This is a genomic window from Patescibacteria group bacterium (assembly GCA_034660655.1).
Classification (GTDB): domain Bacteria; phylum Patescibacteriota; class Patescibacteriia; order JAACEG01; family JAACEG01; genus JAACEG01.
In genome coordinates, this window is sequence record JAYEJU010000020.1 from 1 (window position 1) to 16676 (window position 16676).

The window sequence follows — 16676 nt, forward strand, 5'->3', positions numbered from 1 at the left end:
CATTCCAATCCAGATCATTTGATAGCGATTTTAACTTTGGCGCATTCAAAAAAAGTTAAAGTTTTTTTGCATCTTTTTACGGACGGAAGAGATAGTCATCAATATTCAGCGATAAAATTATTAGAAAGATTAAAATTTTATTTAAGGCCGGAGCAGTGTATAGCTACTATAATGGGAAGATTTTATGCTATGGACAGGAAAAAAAAATGGGAAAGAACAAAAATGACATATGAGGCTTTAACTCAGTCAAAAGGAATTTATTTTTCAGATCCTATTGAAGCTGTTACAGCAAGTTATAACAAAGGCAAGAGCGATGAATTTATCATGCCAAGCATTATTACAGCTAAACACAAAAATACGACAAAACAAGAACCAGTAGCCACGATTAATGATAATGATGGAATTATTTTTTATAATTTAAGATCAGACAGAGCGCGTGAATTAACGAAAGCTTTTGTGCAGGATAAATTTGTTGGATTTAAAAGGAATAAAATACTTAAAAATATTTTTTTTACAGCTATGACTGATTTTGGCCCTGATTTGCCAGGGATAACAACTGCTTTTTCAAGCAGGGATTTGAAAGGAACATTGCCGATGCTTTTGAAAAATTTTCGCCAAATTTATATGGCAGAAACAGAAAAATACGCGCATGTTACTTACTTTTTTAATGGCGGATATGATAGTCCTGTCGGCAATGAGGATAGATTTTTTATTAAATCTCCAGACGTTGACAGATATGATAAAATACCGGAAATGAAAGTTTATGATTTGACAAAAAAGATGCTTTCTTTTTTGATAAAAGATAAATATGATGTTATTATTTGCAATTTCGCGAATTCTGATATGGTCGGTCATACAGGCAATCTAGAAGCAAGCATAAAAGCAGTGGAATCTGAAGACAAATCTATCGGGGAAATAGTTAAGCAAATATTAAAATTAAACGGGACATTGATTATTACGGCAGACCATGGAAATATTGAGGAAATGATTGATTTAAAAACAGGAGAGATAGATACAGCGCATTCTAAGTATCCAGTTCCTTTTATTATTGTTAATAAAAAATTAAAAAATATAAAATTAAAGAAAAAGGGAATATTAGGAAATATTGCCCCTACAATTTTAGATATTTTAAGTATTAAAAAGCCGGCAGAAATGACAGGAGAAAGTTTGATTTTGACGAAAAAATAAAGATATTTAAATTTTTTAAAAAATTTGAAATTTATTTGATTTTGAATTTTGCATTTTGAGTTTTAAATATTATGCGTCCAAAACCAACAATTTTAATAATTTTAGACGGATGGGGAGTTGCTCCGCCTTCTTTTGGAAATGCGATTACGGAAGCTAATCCAAAATTTTTTAATTATTTAACCAGCAATTTTCCAACTACGTTATTGCAAGCTTCTGGCGAATCAGTTGGTTTGGTTTGGAAAAGAATGGGCAATTCTGAAGTAGGGCATCTTAATATTGGCGCTGGCAGGATTGTATATCAGAGTTTAATGAAAATTTCCAAATCAATAGAAGATGAAAGCATATATAAAAATTCTGCTTTGTTAAAAGCTTTTGGCCATTGCAAAAAAAATAAAACAAAACTTCATTTGTTAGGAATGATTTCAAGTGGAGGGATACATAGTTATTTGGGGCATTTATATGGATTGTTGGAAATGGCAAAACAGCAAAATTTTTCAGAAGTTTATATTCATGCGATTTTAGATGGTCGCGACACTAAATATAACGAGGCAATAAATTTGATTTCTCGGCTGTCAAATAAAATGAAAGATATTGGCGTTGGTAAAATAGCTAATTTATCAGGAAGATTTTGGGCAATGGATAGGGATAACCATTGGGAAAGAATAGAAAAGTCTTACATCGCGATGTCGTCTGGCAAAGCCGAAGAATATTTTAAAGATCCAATAGAAGCTATTCAAGCTTCATATGACAAGAAAGTTTTTGATGAAGAATTTGTTCCAGTAGTGATAGTTAAAGAAGATAAAAAACCTGTGGCAATAATTGACGATCATGATTCGGTTATATTTTTTAATTTCAGGTCTGACAGGGCAAGGCAGATTACAAAAGTTTTTGTTTTGCCGTCATTTGACAAATTTAAAAGAGATAAATATATAAGAGATTTGGAATTTGTAACTTTGACTGAGTATGAAAAAAATTTGCCTGCTAATGTCGCTTTTCCGCGCGAAGAAATTGCTAATCCTTTAGCCAAAGTTATTAGTGATAATGGATTACGCCAGCTTCATATCGCGGAAACAGAAAAATACGCGCATGTTACTTATTTTTTTAATGGCGGATATGAAGAGAAATTTCCGTTAGAAGATGATATTATTATTCCTTCGCCAAGAGTAGCGAGTTATGACCAAGCTCCGGAAATGTCTTCCGCTTTAATTACCAAAAGAGTTATTGAGGAAATTATGAAAGATAGTTATGATTTTATATTAATTAATTTCGCTAATTCTGATATGGTTGGGCATACAGGAAATTTAGAAGCAGCAGTCAAATCCATAAAAGCCGTGGATAAATCATTAAAAGAGATTGTAGAGCTTGTTTTAATTAAAAATGGCTCTGTATTAATTACCGCTGATCATGGCAACGCGGAAGATATGATAAGCAAAAGAACAGGGGAGATGGAGAAAGAGCACACAAGCAACCCAGTGCCGTTTATAATCGTGAAAAAAGATTTTTATCAAAAAAAAGCAGGCATTTTAATCCCAATAAAAGAAGAATTAAGCGATATTAAGCCGATGGGTGTTTTAGCTGATATCGCGCCGACTGTTTTAAAAATAATGGATATTAAAAAAACAAAAGAAATGACTGGAATATCATTGATTTAAAAAATAAAATATCAATATAAAAAATCAAGAAAATATTTTCTTGATTTTTTTATTAAATGTTTTATGTGATTATTATATTTGCGATATTAATAATTTTATAATTAAAGTGATTCCTGTTCCAAATAAAAATCCAGCTATTACTTCTATTGGTGTATGCCCCATTCGCGTTATTAATTTTGGGATGTTAGTATTTGTTTTTTCACTTATTTTTTTTATAGCTGATGAATGTATCCCAATTTCTCTGCGCGCTCCAAGAGCATCTCTCATGACTATTGTCGCAAAAATTATCCAGATAGCAAAAAATGAAGAATCAACTCCGTGTTTTATAACAATTAAGGCTCCCAAAGAAGCAATAAAACTAATATGTCCAGAAGGCATTCCTCCGTATTTTCCAAAAATATTAATTATGTTAAAATTATTTTTAATTCCGTCGGTTGCTAATTTCAATATTTGAGCGAGAATAACTGTTACAAACGGAATAATAATTAATTCATATGGCATAAATTTTTATTATAATTTTCTTTTTCGCTATAAATATAATGTTGATTTAAAAAAAGCAGAACTAGGCCTGAAAAAAAAAGAATTAATGACATTAAGGAATAAAATATTGGCAGTCTGTTTTTAACGCTATTTTGCTTATAAAAGAATTGCGTATTTTCTCCCGCCACTTTTGGATTTAACTTGTTGTTTGGAATTTTAAAACTTTTTTTGTATGGAGCATTACTTGCCATAGAAACTTTGTTTGTTTCAGTTACAAAATTTTTGCTGTCTAAATATATTATATCAAAATTTTTATAATTTAAAATAGACGGAAAGACTAAAATTTTTTCTTTATTATTTATTATTTGTTCTGATAAAATAAATTCATTATTTATGGCCAAATTGTTTTCAGAAATTTGTTTTGGCGTTCCAAACAATTGAACGGCTATTGTCGTAAATCTTTTATTTAAAATTCCAGATTTTACAATGATTGCTATTTCAGTATAGTAGGGGCTTAATATATTTGCTTTATGATTTTTACTTTGCATCCATGCTTTTACGACCCCCTCGGAAGTTATAAAATCCATTGCCAAATTTTCTCCAGCATAAAGATAATCGTATTTTACTTCTTTAATCCATTCAATAAAATTTTTGCCCTCTGGCGATGTATGTGAAAAATATTGTCCTTTTAATAAATCATTAGCTTTATTTGTAGCGGCATTTTCTAGGGTTTTATTTACTCGCAATGGTTTAAGTTTTTGCCTTATTCTTTCTTGATTTGTTATTTTAATAAGATTTTCAGATGTTATTTCTGTGGCAAAAATTAACTTTGGCAATAAAAAACTCCCTATAATGCAAAGAGAGGCAATTAATACGGCTATTTTTTGTTTTTTTACTAGACTAACAGCAGTTATTTTTTTATTTTTCATTTTTTTGTATTTACCCCCTAAATTCAGAGATAAATTTTTATTTTTTATTTTATATATAATAATTATAGCATATTTTTGGGGTTTTGTCAATAAAATGGCTGCAAAATAATTTTGCAGTCATTTTAATACAAATTTTTATCAATAAATAAGCGCATAGTTCATTTCGCCTAAATTTTTTACTCTTCCATTTATTTCCATAAGCGTGAGAGTTGAACAGACAATTTGCGAGTTAAGACCAGACATTTTTACCAGTTTGTTTATATGTATTGGGCGTGTTTCTAAATATTTCAGCAATATTTTTTCTTCTTTTGTTTCAGGAATTTTGTTTTTAATTTTTTTGTGACAAGGAATTCTATCTAAATTCAACGCATTTATAATATCTTCATATTTTGTTATGATTTGCGCGCTTCCAGAACTTATTAATTTGTGCGTTCCAGATGAATTTTTATCATAAATATTTCCAGGAAGCGCGAAAATTTTTCGTTTCTGCTCTTTCGCGTAATGAGCGGTGATTAAAGAACCTCCTTTATCAGGAGATTCAATTACTAAAGTTCCCAAACTTAATCCAGATATTATCCTATTCCGCATTGGAAAATTATAATGAAAAGCTGGCATTCCAACGGGGTATTCTGAAATAATAGCTCCGTGTGATAAAATAATTTCATTAGCTAAATTTTGATTGGCTGTTGGATAAATATTTTTTTGATCAAGTCCTGATCCTAAAACAGCGATTGTATTGCCACCAGTTTCAACAGCTGTTTTGTGCGCTATGGTATCTATTCCTAACGCCATACCGCTTATAATTGTTATGTTGTTTGCGGCTATTTTTTTGGCTATGTCAAAAACTGATTGTTTTCCGTATTGGCTCGCCTTTCTTGTCCCAACAATTGCAAGTGTTGGTTTTTTAAGTCCGTCTAATTTTCCTTTGTAATATAGTAGAAAAGGCGGATTTTTTATTTTTTTTAAAAGTTTTGGGTAGTCGTCGTCTTGAATAGTCAGGACTTTTATTTTTTCTTTTAATATTTGTTCCATTTCCATGTCAGGATTTATCTGATTTCTTTTTTCAGCAAAATCTTTTGCAATATTTTTTTCCAAATTAGCTTTTACTAATTTTTCTATATCTGTTTTCCAAATATTTTCTGCAGTTTTAAAATATTTTATTAATTTTTTAAATCTTATCGGACCGATTTTTGAATATTTTGAAATCGCGATCCAATATTTTATATCTTTTTCTATTGACATATTTTCTATTTGTGCTATGATAAACCATTGCATTTATATTGTTTATTTTTCTGCTTGCCAGTGGCTGATTCGCAAAAACTACCCTCCTGGTCAAGCAATCAGTCTGCAATAGTTTAAGGTTAGTGAATTTTTTTTTACTTAACTTTTTCGTTGGCAAGCAGAAAAACAAGTAATATAAATTTGTTATTTGTATTATTATTCAAACTTTGAAAATCATTCCAAAAAAATAAAAAATGGAATTTATTTTTGAACATTTAGGGGGGGGTGATGAAAAAGTATTTAGTTTTCTTGACAGGAATTTTGGTGTTTTGTTCTTTTAACAGCCTGTTTGCGGAAAGACCTGAAATTGCACGGATCTTTAGGTGTTGGATATTTTAGCCAATATATTGGCTGGCCAAGTTGCGCTAATTACGATGACTCGGTTTTTCAACAAAGTATTAATGTAACTGTTGAACAATTGGGATTATATGTTAAGGGATGGTCGTCAGTTAGCCTGAATGGTTTTAATGATAATTATGGAACCGAAATTGATTATATCACAGGTATCTACCGAACCGTTGGCAAGGTAGAAATTGATGTAAGTTATGTCTTCTACAATATGTATAATATAAATAATACTAAAGGAGATTTGCATGCATTAATTTTGCATTTAGATTTACCAAAAATATTTTCTGTAAAATAATATATCACGCTGGAAGGGGATATTCCTGTCGATAGGGATATTTTAGAAGGTGAATTTATGTATAGAGCAGGAGTTAAATACAATATAAATTTGATAAGATCACAGGCAATTAATCTTAATATCTCAATCGCAGGTCATGATGGAGCTTGCGGTAAAAGATCAAAAACAATAAGTTCCGCAAAATTGGCCGTCTCTTCAACCTTTAAACTTTGGAAAGTTGATGTTACGCCAATAATCAATTTCCAAAAAAGACTCGGCTACAAAGTTCGAGATGGAGGGATGACAGAATATAAAATTTGGCATGGAATAAACTTTTTTATATCATTCTAATCTTATTAAGAATTATTGGATTGCAACGCTACAATAGGTTGCAGTTTTTTTTATTTTACTTCTTTTTCAATTTTTCCCGCTAACTTTTTTACTTTCTCAATTTCTTCTTCTTCAAAATTATGTAAAACAAAATTTTCACCTGAAATGTCTCCGCGATTTATTCGTCCGCCAAATTTTTCCACTCCAATTCTGATTCTTTTGAATTCTCGCGTGCCTAGGTTATCAATAATAGACTGGACGCCTTTATGTCCCGCCGAAGATGAATCAGTTGAAATTTTATATTTTCCTATTTCTATATCTAAATCGTCGTGAATAACAATAATATTTTTTGGATCCAGTTTATAAAAATTTATAATTTTTTGAACAGCTTCGCCAGAATTATTCATAAAAGTCTGCGGTTTGACGAGAATGGTTTTGTTTTCGTTTAGTGGAATATTGGTTTGGGATCCTTCGGCTTCGCCCCGACTATCTGTCGGGACTTCGTTCAGGATGATATAATTGATGACTCCTTCTGTTATTTCAGAGTTGAATTTTTTATTAAATTTAAATTCTTGAAAGCCCAATTTTTTTTGCAGTTCGTCAATTATAATAAATCCAACATTGTGTCTTGTATTCTCGTATTTTTTATCTGGATTTCCCAATCCAATAATTAATTTCATATTAATTTATTTTTAAAATCCCCCTTACCCCCTTTTTCAAAGGGGGAACTATTTTAAATAATTTTCAATTAGTCCTCCTTTGTAAAAGGAGGTTGGAGGATTTTTAGATTTTATTTTACCCCCCTTACCCACTTTTTCAAAGGGTGAGATTAAAATTATTTTCTATTTTTAATTACTATTTCAATAGCTGTTCCTTTAAAATCGTATTTTTCCCTTAAACGGTTTTCTATAAATCTTAAATAAGAATAATGAAGCGTGTCTAAATGTCCTATGACAACAACAAATTTTGGCAAAGACGATTTAATCTGTTTTAACTCATATATTTTTGGGCGTCTAAAACCTTTTGCTTTGATAGGATAGTGCGCTTCTGTCGCGGATTTTATAAGTTTGTCTAATTCTTCTTGGTCTATTTTTTTATTTTGTTCTTGGTTTATTTCTTCTATTAAGTCTATAATTTTGGTTATATTCCTGCCTTCTGTGGCAGATGTTAAAATAATTGGCGCCCATTTAACATGGCAAAGGCTTTTTTTAACAAAATCAGCGTATATTTTTCCGCTTTCTGTTGTTTTATTTTTTATTAGATCCCATTTATTAGCGATAATAATAAGCCCGTTGTTATTTTTTTGTATTAAATCAGCAAGTTTTTTGTCTTGGCTTGTTATTGGCGAACTTGCGTCTATCACAAATAACACTATGTTTGCCTCTTTTAAAGCTTCAATGCTTTTTCTTACGCTTAACAATTCCAATGTTTTTTTGTCAATTTTAGATTTTCTTCTAACGCCTGCCGTGTCAATAAAATGTATAAAAAAATTTTTTGTTTCAATTTTTCTTTTTTGCGGTTCGCGAGTAGTATGCGGAATATTAGTCACAATAATGTTCTCTTGATTTTTAATATCAATTTTTCTTTTAATTAAAGCGTTTAGTATTGATGATTTGCCAACATTTGGCTTGCCAATAATCGCCACTTTAATTTCAGGAAGATTTTTTTTTACCTTTTTTTTAATAGGTTTTTTTTTCCGCAATCCGCTCCGCCAGCTGGCGGATGGCGGAGCGGATTGTTTTTTTATTTTTTTTAATTCTTTTATTATCTTGTCTAAAAGGTCGCCAACACCAACGCCAGACGAAGCTGATATTAATTGCGCGTCCTTAAGTCCTAATTTTTCGAATCCAAAGGAATTTGTTTCGCTTCTTATTTTTTGATTATCTATTTTATTGATTGTTAAAATAACAGGGATTTTTAGTTTTCTTATTTTTTTAGCTATTTGCCTGTCTTGTTGCAGAATTCTTTCTTGTCCGTCTAATAAAAAAATTAGCAAATCCGCTTTAGCGATATTTGCTTCGCTTTGTTTAATCACTTCTTTTTCAATTGCGTCGGTTGGGTCAATATCTAATCCCGCCGTATCATATAAAAAAAATTTAGTTTTTACCCATTCTACTTCGGATTTATTAACATCCCTAGTAGTCCCGCCAATGCCTGAGATCATTGCTTGCTTTTGTCCGGATATTTTGTTAAAAAGAGTTGATTTACCAACATTAGTTCTGCCAATAATTGTTACTTTCATATTTTTGGATTTTTTAAAAAGGTTCTTCTTTTTCTTGGTTTATTTTGTCTAAGTTTTTAAAGCTGGCTTTGTTGGATTCAAAATATAGTTCAATTTTTCCTGTTGGACCGTTGCGGTGTTTTGCAACAAAAATTTCAGCAATATTTGGTTTGGAACTTTCTTTTTTGTAATAATCTTCACGATAAATAAACATTACAATATCAGCGTCTTGTTCAATAGATCCTGAGTCCCTAAGGTCAGCTAGTTTTGGAATTGGCGGGGTGCGCGATTCAACGCCTCTTGAAAGCTGAGAAAGAGCTAAAACAGGAATATTTAATTCTCGCGCTAAATTTTTTAATGATCTTGAAATATCAGAAATTTCTTGCACCCTGTTTTCTGTTCTGCGGCCTTCCATTAATTGAAGATAATCTATTATAATCAGCCCTAAATTATGTTCCATTTTTAATCTTCGCGCTTTTGTTCTGACTTCCATAATATTGGTTGATGATGAATCGTCAATGTAAATTTCAGCTTCTGACAATTCTCCCATTGCGTAATTGACACGCGCGAAATCATCATCGTCTTCTTTTGATGAAAGCTGGCCTGTCCGCATTTTCCATAAATCAACATCAGCTTCAGCACATAAAAGGCGATCAACCAATTCTTCTTTACTCATTTCTAAAGATATAATTCCAACAGAGATTTTTTCTTTGGCAACATTTCTGGCAATATCCAAAGCAAGAGATGTTTTTCCAAGCGAAGGACGAGCAGCCAATATTATTAAATTTGATTTTTGCAAACCAGCTAATTTTTTATCTAAATCAATAAATCCTGTTGGAACTCCTCTTAATTTTCCGCGATTTTTATGAATTTCATCAATTCTGTCAAAAGCCTCGTCTAAAACATCTCTGATTGATATAAAATTTTGTTGAAGGTATTGCTGTGAAACAGAAAAAAGTTTTTGCTCTGCTTCATCAAGCATTTTTTCAGGGTCATTTTTTTCATTATAAGCCATATCAGTGATTTCAGTGCTTGCGCTAATCAGCCGGCGTAATGTGGCTTTTCGCGCGACAATTTGCGCGTAAGAAATTATATGGCTAGCTGAAGGAACAGCGTTCGTCAAGCTCACTAAATAGCTTTTTCCGCCAATATTTTTTAATTGTTTTTTTTCTTTTAAGCGATTGGAAACATTTAAAATATCAATGGGGCGATGTTTTTCATAAATTTCTAAAATAACCGAAAAAATTATTTGGTGTTTTTTTTCATAAAAATCGTTTTCGCTGATAATATCAGCGACTTTAATAATCGCGTTTTCGTCAATCATAAGAGATCCCAGCAAAGATTGTTCAGCTTCAACGTTCTGCGGAGGTATTTTTCCTGAAATATTTTTTTCTTGCATAAAATTTATTTTATTTATCTATATTATGACCTATTTAAAATTTTATGCAAGGGGTTGACAAAGATAGTATTATTTGTTATATTTGTTTAATAAAATAATTTTTTTAATGTATATTTTTTTAAATGAAAACTGATTTTTGACATAAAATTCAAAATTAGTCAAGGAGGAACTATGAATATTCAAATTAGGGCAATACCCAGAAAAATAGTGGATTTAATACTTTCCATCATTTTTTTTCTTTCAGCTTTAATTTTAGTAGGTTATACCCTCCTTATATTTGAAAGAGGTGGTTTTATCGTAAGATTATCAGCGATTGTAATACTTTTAAGCGCGATAATTTTGTTTAATTTCATCTCCAAAAAATATTTTGGAGTGAAGCCTGCTGAGTAAAAAAATTTGAAAATAGACTGTTTAATATTTAAACAGTCTATTCTTTTTTTGATTTTAATTTTAAGATTTCATCATTAAATATCATCAAAAAATAGCTTTGTGTAAAAAAGAAAAACAGCTTGCTGAATTGACAACAAGCTGTCTGTGTTTTTTGAATTTTTAAATTTTTGGTTTTGGGAGGCTGAGGATATTTGGATCATCCACACACCCAACATTACATTTAGAGCAATACTCATTATTTTTAATTATTGGACAAATAGTCTTGCCCCTTAGTCCAATTAAAAAATAATTAATTGCGGGGAATGTCATCATGTATAAAGCAAAATACAAGATTCCGATAAATATGATAAGTAAAAATGTCAATGGGTTTCTTACTCTTTCAAACAAAAATTTTCTACCTTCTTTAATGTCAGCCACAGTAACTTCATAGACTTTCTTAATAATCATCATCTCCCTCCTTTTTTTATTATTTGGTATAAAAAACTAATACTAATATATCACAAAATATAGAAATTGTCAAGACTAACAGCAATATTTTTAACCATTCTGCATAATTTTCAGGCGTTTTTTATTTTGTTCTGTATTTTAATTTGTTGACAATTTTTTGCGTTTTTTGTTTCTATGTGATATTATAGAAAAATAAAAATTTAAAATAAATTTATCAATTTATGTACCAACAAGTTAGAAAAATCAATACTTATAAAAAAATTGCTTTTAATTTTTTGTTTTTTGTTATTGTTTTGGCAGGACTGGCTGGTTATTTTATTTTTTATAAGGTAGAGATATATATAACGCCTGTAAAAGAAAAAATCAGTGTTGATTTTTTGACTGAAATTAAGGATGGCAATTATAATGCTAAGTCTGGCGATGAAATTATAAAAGGTGAAATAAGCAGTTTAGAAATAGATGGAAATAAGGAATTTTTTACTTCTGGCGAAAAAGAACTAATCTCGGAAATTTTTGGCAAGGTTTTTATTATTAATAAAGAGAGCTTTAATCAGCCATTGGTTGCTACTACGCGGCTTTTAACGCCTGATAATATTTTATTTAGGATTAAGAAAAGTATAATTGTCCCAGCTGACAACGAAGTTGAAGTTGATGTTTATTCTGACGATGAAAATTTTAAAGATATAGTAAAGCCTACAAAATTTAGTATTCCAGGATTATCAGATCGATTGCAAAAAACAATTTACGCTGAGAGCAGAAGTGATTTAGGAAAAAAGAAATTAGTAAAAATACTTACACAGGAAGATATCAATGTGGCAAGAGAAAATTTGGCTGAAGATTTACGCAAGAGCGCAAAAAATCAATTTGATTTAAAAAATAAAAACAAGGTTAATTTTAATTTGATAGGCAGAATACCTAAAATTAAAGAGGTCGGGTTTAAAGAAGTCCTTTTAAGTAAGTCTGATAAAGATGTTGGAGATGAAACAGAAAAATTTAATTTGTATTTAAAAATTAAAGCAACAGAAATATCTTTTGATGAAAATAAGATAGCTGATTTAGCTGAGATCAGATTAAAGGAAGCTGTGCCTGACGATAAAAAATTCGTTAAAATAAACAAAAATAGTTTTAATTATGTTGTTGATGAATTTGATTTTGACAAAAAGTCGGCTGAGATTAAAGTTTACGCGTCTGGAGAGATGATAATAAGCGATGATAGTTTATTTTTAGATGGAGACAATTTAGCAGGCAAAAAAATTAGCGACACAAAAGAATATTTGGAAAGAAATTCCGCGATTGAAAGCGTTGAAATTAAAGTTTTGCTTAATTATTTAAAATATATTCCTAAAAATTTGCGAAAAGTAAAAATAATTATTCAAGAAAATATTTAGTATTTTTTGATATAGTTTTTTAAAAATATTTGTTTTACCGCTTCGCGGATTTTGACAAAGCCAAAACGAGAAGTGATATATTTGATAATAAGTGATTTAGATGGAATAATTAAAAATTTTTAAATTTCCTTTGAAAATTTTATTCATTGATATATTAATATTTTTATTTATTAATTAATAATTAAAATATATGAAAAAATTATTTATCATTTTAATAATTTTTTTTATCTTCTTGCCAACTATTATTCGTGCTGATTTATTAAATGATGTAATATCCGGAAGAATTGTTTTGCAAGTTGAAAAAAATGGAGAGGCTTATTATATAAACCCGGATAACAATAAACGTTATTACCTTGGTCGCCCTGATGATGCATTTAATATAATGCGCGAATTAGGACTTGGTATTAAACACAATGAGTTAACATTATATTTAAAAAATCAATTTCCTGATCGTTTAGCTGGAAAAATTATGCTGGATGTGGAAAATAAAGGCGAGGCTTACTATATTTACCCAGAAGATATGAGGGGTTATTATTTAGGCCGACCGATAGATGCTTTTAATATTATGAAAGATTTTGGACTTGGAATTACTGATGATGATTTAAATAAAATTAGTATTTTATCAAAAAATACATCTTTAACTTCAATAGATGAATTGTGGGATAGGTATTGTAATAACTATTTTGAATTTTGTATAAAATTACCACATAATGCTGATTATTTCGGAAAAATTGAAGTTGATGAGTACGAAAATCGAATCGAACTTGTTACTAGCAATAACAGTAAAATTTGGACAATATATTTATCATATGTTGACGGCGAAGAAGGATTGGAAAAATTTTTACAAGATAGATATGGTAGTACGTGTGGAATAGGAGAAAAAAATATGACCAAATATGATAAGGTTTATCATATTACTCTTGGAAATTGTTTTTCACCTTTTGCTAAAAGGTCTTATTATAATTCAAATAATAAACTTGCAGTTACATGGTCATTAGGACAAGCATGTAATTTTTTTATTAATGATGAATGTGTTGATCTCGAAATGGGAAATAGTTTTGAATTTATTGGTAAGGATGCCATTCCAAATCCTCTTTGTTTTAATAAGCCTACTGCAACAGATATTGGACGAAGTATATACCCAATATATCCGAAATATAAACATTTAGAATTTCTTGGACAATTCTATACTGCCTATTATTGTGGAGAAGAAAGGTTAAATGAAATTTACGGAAATAATACTACTTATTCTTTAGGTTCAACGATATGGCTTAATAATAATCCAAACCAAGCATTAATAAATCATTTTAGGGATGCCGGTTATAAATGCGCGGAAGAAGGATGTAATAACTATGATTGCAAAGAATGGAAACTAACCGAAGATATTGAAATGGATTATTTATTTTTGATCATATTACCTCATATGAATGAATTTAAAATGGATGATTGCATTCACTGTGGATAAATATTAGAAAAAGCCTTAAAAATGTAACACGGAATAAACAAAATGTTTATCAAAATTTGCTTAATTATTTAAAATATATTCCTAAAAATTTGCGAAAAGTAAAAATAATTATTAAAGAGTAATTAATGAAAATTTTAATGTGATTAGAAATGTATTTATGTAGGAATTATTCAATTGACAAAATAATGTTAAGATAATATCATTATTTATAGTTTGTTCTTTTTATTAAATTTTTTTAAATTTTTGATTCAAAAGGAGATAGATGTGCTTACTTTGATAGATTCAATAGCCATTTGGACTGGAAGAATATTTTTAATTACACTACTTTTAATTTTTTTAGTTATTGCAATATGGTGGTTTTATATATATTTTTTTAAACTTCCATATTGCCCAAAATGTGGTTCAAGAAAAACTGAACATCTTATTGGAAATAATGCGGGAGGGTATAGGTGTTCAAGATGTGATGTCTATTACTGGTATGAAAATGGCAGAAGCCATTTAGAAGATCCAATAGGATTTTTTGAAAGAATGGTTAGAAATGGAACAATGACTAAAATAGATTAAACAAAAGTAAGCTGTTTAAAATTTAATCCTGTGTTGCTGGAAGCTATGCAGGATTTTTATTTTTTATAAATTAAAAAAGGAAGGATTTTTAATATAATCCAAGTGCATAAATTGACTTTTTTGTGTAATAAATATATGATATAATAACTTTAAGTGAAATTTATTTAAGGTTATTTTTTATATATTTTTTTAATATGTTGAGAACACACACTTGCGGAGAGTTATCCGCGAAAAATAAAGAAAAAAATGTTATTTTAGCTGGATGGGTTCACAGCCGTCGCGATCATGGTGGTATTATTTTTATTGATTTGCGTGATAGGTATGGAATTACGCAAATTGCCTTTGATCCAAAGATCTCAAAACAGTCTTGGGATTTAGCTGATAAAACAAGAAGCGAATGGGTTATTCAGGTGGAGGGAAAAGTTGTTTTGCGTCCAAAAAATATGATAAATAAAAAGTTAAAAACAGGAGATATAGAAATTGATTGCCACGACATAAAAATATTTTCAAAATCAAAAACTCCTCCATTTGAAATTTCTGAAGAAAAAAGCAATATTATGAATGAAGAAGTCCGCCTTAAATATCGCTATATTGATTTACGGCGCAAAAGAATGTTGAAAAATTTAATTTTAAGAAGTAAAACATCCAAGTTAATCAGAGATTATTTTTATAAAAATAATTTTATAGATATTGAAACTCCGTCTTTAATTAAAGATACGCCTGAAGGAAGCAGAGAATATTTAGTGCCGTCAAGAATTTATCAAGGCAGTTTTTATGTTTTGCCACAAAGTCCGCAACAATTAAAACAGTTGTTAATGGTGGCGGGAGTTGATAAATATTTTCAAATCGCGAAATGTTTTCGCGATGAAGATTTAAGAGGAGATCGCCAGCCAGAATTTACACAATTTGAAATTGAAATGAGTTTCGCTGAGCAAAAAGATATTATTAAAATGATGGAAGAATGTTTTATTGAAATTTCAAAAAAAATAGTTCCTAAAAAGAAAATTTTAAAAATACCTTTTCCTATAATGGAATGGAAAGACGCGATGCTGTATTACGGTTCTGACAAGCCTGATATCAGATATGATTTAAAAATTAAGCCAATTACTGAAATGGTAAAAGGATGCGGTTTTGCTGTTTTTGCGAATGTAATAAAACAAGGCGGGGTTGTGAATGCTTTGAAAATTGATAATGGAGCAAAATTCAGCAGAAGCGAAATTGACAATTTGACAAGAATGGCGATTGATAATGGGGCAAAAGGTTTAGCCTATATTGTGATTAAAAAAGACAACACTTTTCAATCGCCTATTGTTAAATTTTTAGGTGAAGATTTAGTTAAGAAAATTGTGATAGAGGTTAATGCAAAAGCGGGAGATATAATATTTTTTGGAGCTGATGAATTTATCACAGTTTGCGACTCGTTAGGAGCCGTAAGAGTTGAATGCGCTAAAATGTTAAAAATAATTCCAGAAAATTTATTTGCTTATTTGTGGGTTGTTGATTTTCCGTTGTTTGTAAAAAGCAAGGAAACAGGAGATTTAGTTTCAGCTCATCATTTGTTTACAATGCCGATTAAAGAAGACTTGAAATTATTGGATAAAAATCCTGAAAAAGTTAGATCCCACGCTTTTGATTTGGTTTTAAACGGAGTTGAAGTCGGTGGAGGGTCAATGAGAATTTATGAAAAAGAATTGCAGGAAAAAATATTTAAAATTTTGAATATTTCTAAAAAAGACGCTGAAAGAAGATTTGGGCATTTGCTTAAAGCGTTTGAATTCGGTGTTCCTCCGCACGGAGGCATCGCAATGGGGCTTGATCGTTTTGTAATGCTTTTGGCTGATGAGCCAAATATCCGCGAAGTAATGGCTTTTCCAAAAGACGGCAAAGCTAGAGATTTAATGCTTGACACTCCGGCAAAAGTTGATCAAAAAATGTTAAAAGATTTGGGGATAAAAATTGATTTGGATATGTAATGAGAAATAGATAAAATTTAAAATTTAATAAAATTAAGATAAAGAAACTATGACAAAAATGAAATTTTTAGGAGGGCATTTATTTTTAATTTTGGCATTCATATTGCTTCCTAATATTTCAGAAGCTGATATTCCAGTGCCTTATGTTAATATCTTCGGAATTGTAAAAGACAGCATTACTAACGAGCCAATTTCTTCAGCTGAAATTTCATTTGAGCCGACATGGGATCCATTTGATGAATGGTCGTCTTATTTTAGGTATTCAAGTGATGATTGGATAACTGATGAGAACGGCAAATATTCTTGGCATTTACATTTTCCGCCAAATACAACAGACATTATTGCTA

The 16676-nt window shown here is 30.0% G+C and carries 16 protein-coding genes; 10 read left to right on the top strand and 6 right to left on the bottom strand.

Going from position 1 to position 16676, the window contains the following annotated elements; genetic code table 11:
* The coding region (gpmI, locus tag U9O55_01240) for a 2,3-bisphosphoglycerate-independent phosphoglycerate mutase (GenBank protein MEA2088450.1) at positions 1 to 1188 on the top strand (1188 nt) is incomplete at its 5' end.
* Between the two features lie 71 nt (positions 1189 to 1259).
* Complete coding sequence (gene gpmI, locus U9O55_01245; protein ID MEA2088451.1) at positions 1260 to 2840, top strand: 2,3-bisphosphoglycerate-independent phosphoglycerate mutase; 1581 nt, start codon at positions 1260 to 1262, stop codon at positions 2838 to 2840.
* 72 nt (positions 2841 to 2912) lie between these two features.
* Here gpmI (U9O55_01245) and U9O55_01250 read toward each other — a convergent pair whose 3' ends face one another.
* From U9O55_01250 to dprA, 3 genes are all read right to left on the bottom strand, one after another.
* Complete coding sequence (locus tag U9O55_01250) at positions 2913 to 3341, bottom strand: divergent PAP2 family protein (GenBank protein ID MEA2088452.1); 429 nt, start codon at positions 3339 to 3341, stop codon at positions 2913 to 2915.
* Positions 3326 to 4249, bottom strand: coding sequence for a CAP domain-containing protein (locus U9O55_01255; GenBank protein MEA2088453.1), 924 nt, complete (start codon positions 4247 to 4249; stop codon positions 3326 to 3328). The genes U9O55_01250 and U9O55_01255 overlap by 16 nt, the downstream gene beginning before the upstream one ends.
* Positions 4250 to 4387: 138 nt before the next feature.
* Positions 4388 to 5491 (bottom strand): DNA-processing protein DprA, encoded by a 1104-nt coding sequence (gene dprA / locus U9O55_01260; GenBank protein MEA2088454.1) that lies wholly within the window; start codon positions 5489 to 5491, stop codon positions 4388 to 4390.
* Between the two features lie 328 nt (positions 5492 to 5819).
* Here dprA and U9O55_01265 point away from each other — a divergent pair, with 328 nt between their 5' ends.
* Both U9O55_01265 and U9O55_01270 read left to right on the top strand, forming a co-directional pair.
* Complete coding sequence (locus U9O55_01265) at positions 5820 to 6173, top strand: hypothetical protein (GenBank protein ID MEA2088455.1); 354 nt, start codon at positions 5820 to 5822, stop codon at positions 6171 to 6173.
* 57 nt (positions 6174 to 6230) lie between these two features.
* Positions 6231 to 6503 carry a hypothetical protein gene (locus U9O55_01270; GenBank protein ID MEA2088456.1) on the top strand — a complete coding sequence of 91 codons (273 nt, stop codon included), beginning with the start codon at positions 6231 to 6233 and terminating at the stop codon, positions 6501 to 6503.
* 50 nt (positions 6504 to 6553) lie between these two features.
* On the opposite strand, the gene pth is transcribed toward U9O55_01270, so the two are convergent.
* From pth to dnaB, 3 genes are all read right to left on the bottom strand, one after another.
* Positions 6554 to 7162 carry an aminoacyl-tRNA hydrolase gene (pth, locus tag U9O55_01275; protein ID MEA2088457.1) on the bottom strand — a complete coding sequence of 203 codons (609 nt, stop codon included), beginning with the start codon at positions 7160 to 7162 and terminating at the stop codon, positions 6554 to 6556.
* Between the two features lie 155 nt (positions 7163 to 7317).
* A complete protein-coding gene (der, locus tag U9O55_01280; GenBank protein ID MEA2088458.1) occupies positions 7318 to 8724 on the bottom strand; it encodes a ribosome biogenesis GTPase Der in 1407 nt (468 codons plus the stop codon).
* A gap of 13 nt (positions 8725 to 8737) precedes the next feature.
* A complete protein-coding gene (gene dnaB, locus U9O55_01285; protein ID MEA2088459.1) occupies positions 8738 to 10102 on the bottom strand; it encodes a replicative DNA helicase in 1365 nt (454 codons plus the stop codon).
* 171 nt (positions 10103 to 10273) lie between these two features.
* On the opposite strand from dnaB, the gene U9O55_01290 reads away from it, so the two are divergent.
* The 6 genes from U9O55_01290 to U9O55_01315 form a co-directional block, all read left to right on the top strand.
* Positions 10274 to 10492 carry a hypothetical protein gene (locus U9O55_01290; protein ID MEA2088460.1) on the top strand — a complete coding sequence of 73 codons (219 nt, stop codon included), beginning with the start codon at positions 10274 to 10276 and terminating at the stop codon, positions 10490 to 10492.
* Between the two features lie 668 nt (positions 10493 to 11160).
* On the top strand, positions 11161 to 12327 hold the full coding sequence (locus U9O55_01295; protein MEA2088461.1) for a hypothetical protein: 1167 nt from the start codon (positions 11161 to 11163) through the stop codon (positions 12325 to 12327).
* Between the two features lie 190 nt (positions 12328 to 12517).
* Entirely contained in the window at positions 12518 to 13792 is a 1275-nt protein-coding gene (locus U9O55_01300; GenBank protein MEA2088462.1) for a hypothetical protein, read from the top strand.
* A gap of 243 nt (positions 13793 to 14035) precedes the next feature.
* Positions 14036 to 14356 (top strand): hypothetical protein, encoded by a 321-nt coding sequence (locus U9O55_01305; protein ID MEA2088463.1) that lies wholly within the window; start codon positions 14036 to 14038, stop codon positions 14354 to 14356.
* A 194-nt stretch (positions 14357 to 14550) separates the two neighbouring features.
* Complete coding sequence (aspS, locus tag U9O55_01310) at positions 14551 to 16329, top strand: aspartate--tRNA ligase (GenBank protein MEA2088464.1); 1779 nt, start codon at positions 14551 to 14553, stop codon at positions 16327 to 16329.
* A 49-nt stretch (positions 16330 to 16378) separates the two neighbouring features.
* On the top strand, positions 16379 to 16676 hold a 298-nt coding region (locus tag U9O55_01315), incomplete at its 3' end, for a hypothetical protein (GenBank protein ID MEA2088465.1).

Bases quoted from the DNA above. Each gene is read 5' to 3' on its own strand.
- U9O55_01290 (MEA2088460.1), top strand. From the start codon at position 10,274: ATGAATATTCAAATTAGGGCAATACCCAGAAAAATAGTGGATTTAATA.
- der (MEA2088458.1), bottom strand. From the start codon at position 8,724: ATGAAAGTAACAATTATTGGCAGAACTAATGTTGGTAAATCAACTCTT.
- U9O55_01295 (MEA2088461.1), top strand. From the start codon at position 11,161: ATGTACCAACAAGTTAGAAAAATCAATACTTATAAAAAAATTGCTTTT.
- pth (MEA2088457.1), bottom strand. From the start codon at position 7,162: ATGAAATTAATTATTGGATTGGGAAATCCAGATAAAAAATACGAGAAT.
- gpmI (MEA2088451.1), top strand. From the start codon at position 1,260: ATGCGTCCAAAACCAACAATTTTAATAATTTTAGACGGATGGGGAGTT.
- U9O55_01300 (MEA2088462.1), top strand. From the start codon at position 12,518: ATGAAAAAATTATTTATCATTTTAATAATTTTTTTTATCTTCTTGCCA.
- U9O55_01250 (MEA2088452.1), bottom strand. From the start codon at position 3,341: ATGCCATATGAATTAATTATTATTCCGTTTGTAACAGTTATTCTCGCT.
- aspS (MEA2088464.1), top strand. From the start codon at position 14,551: ATGTTGAGAACACACACTTGCGGAGAGTTATCCGCGAAAAATAAAGAA.
- dnaB (MEA2088459.1), bottom strand. From the start codon at position 10,102: ATGCAAGAAAAAAATATTTCAGGAAAAATACCTCCGCAGAACGTTGAA.
- U9O55_01270 (MEA2088456.1), top strand. From the start codon at position 6,231: ATGTATAGAGCAGGAGTTAAATACAATATAAATTTGATAAGATCACAG.
- dprA (MEA2088454.1), bottom strand. From the start codon at position 5,491: ATGTCAATAGAAAAAGATATAAAATATTGGATCGCGATTTCAAAATAT.
- U9O55_01255 (MEA2088453.1), bottom strand. From the start codon at position 4,249: ATGAAAAATAAAAAAATAACTGCTGTTAGTCTAGTAAAAAAACAAAAA.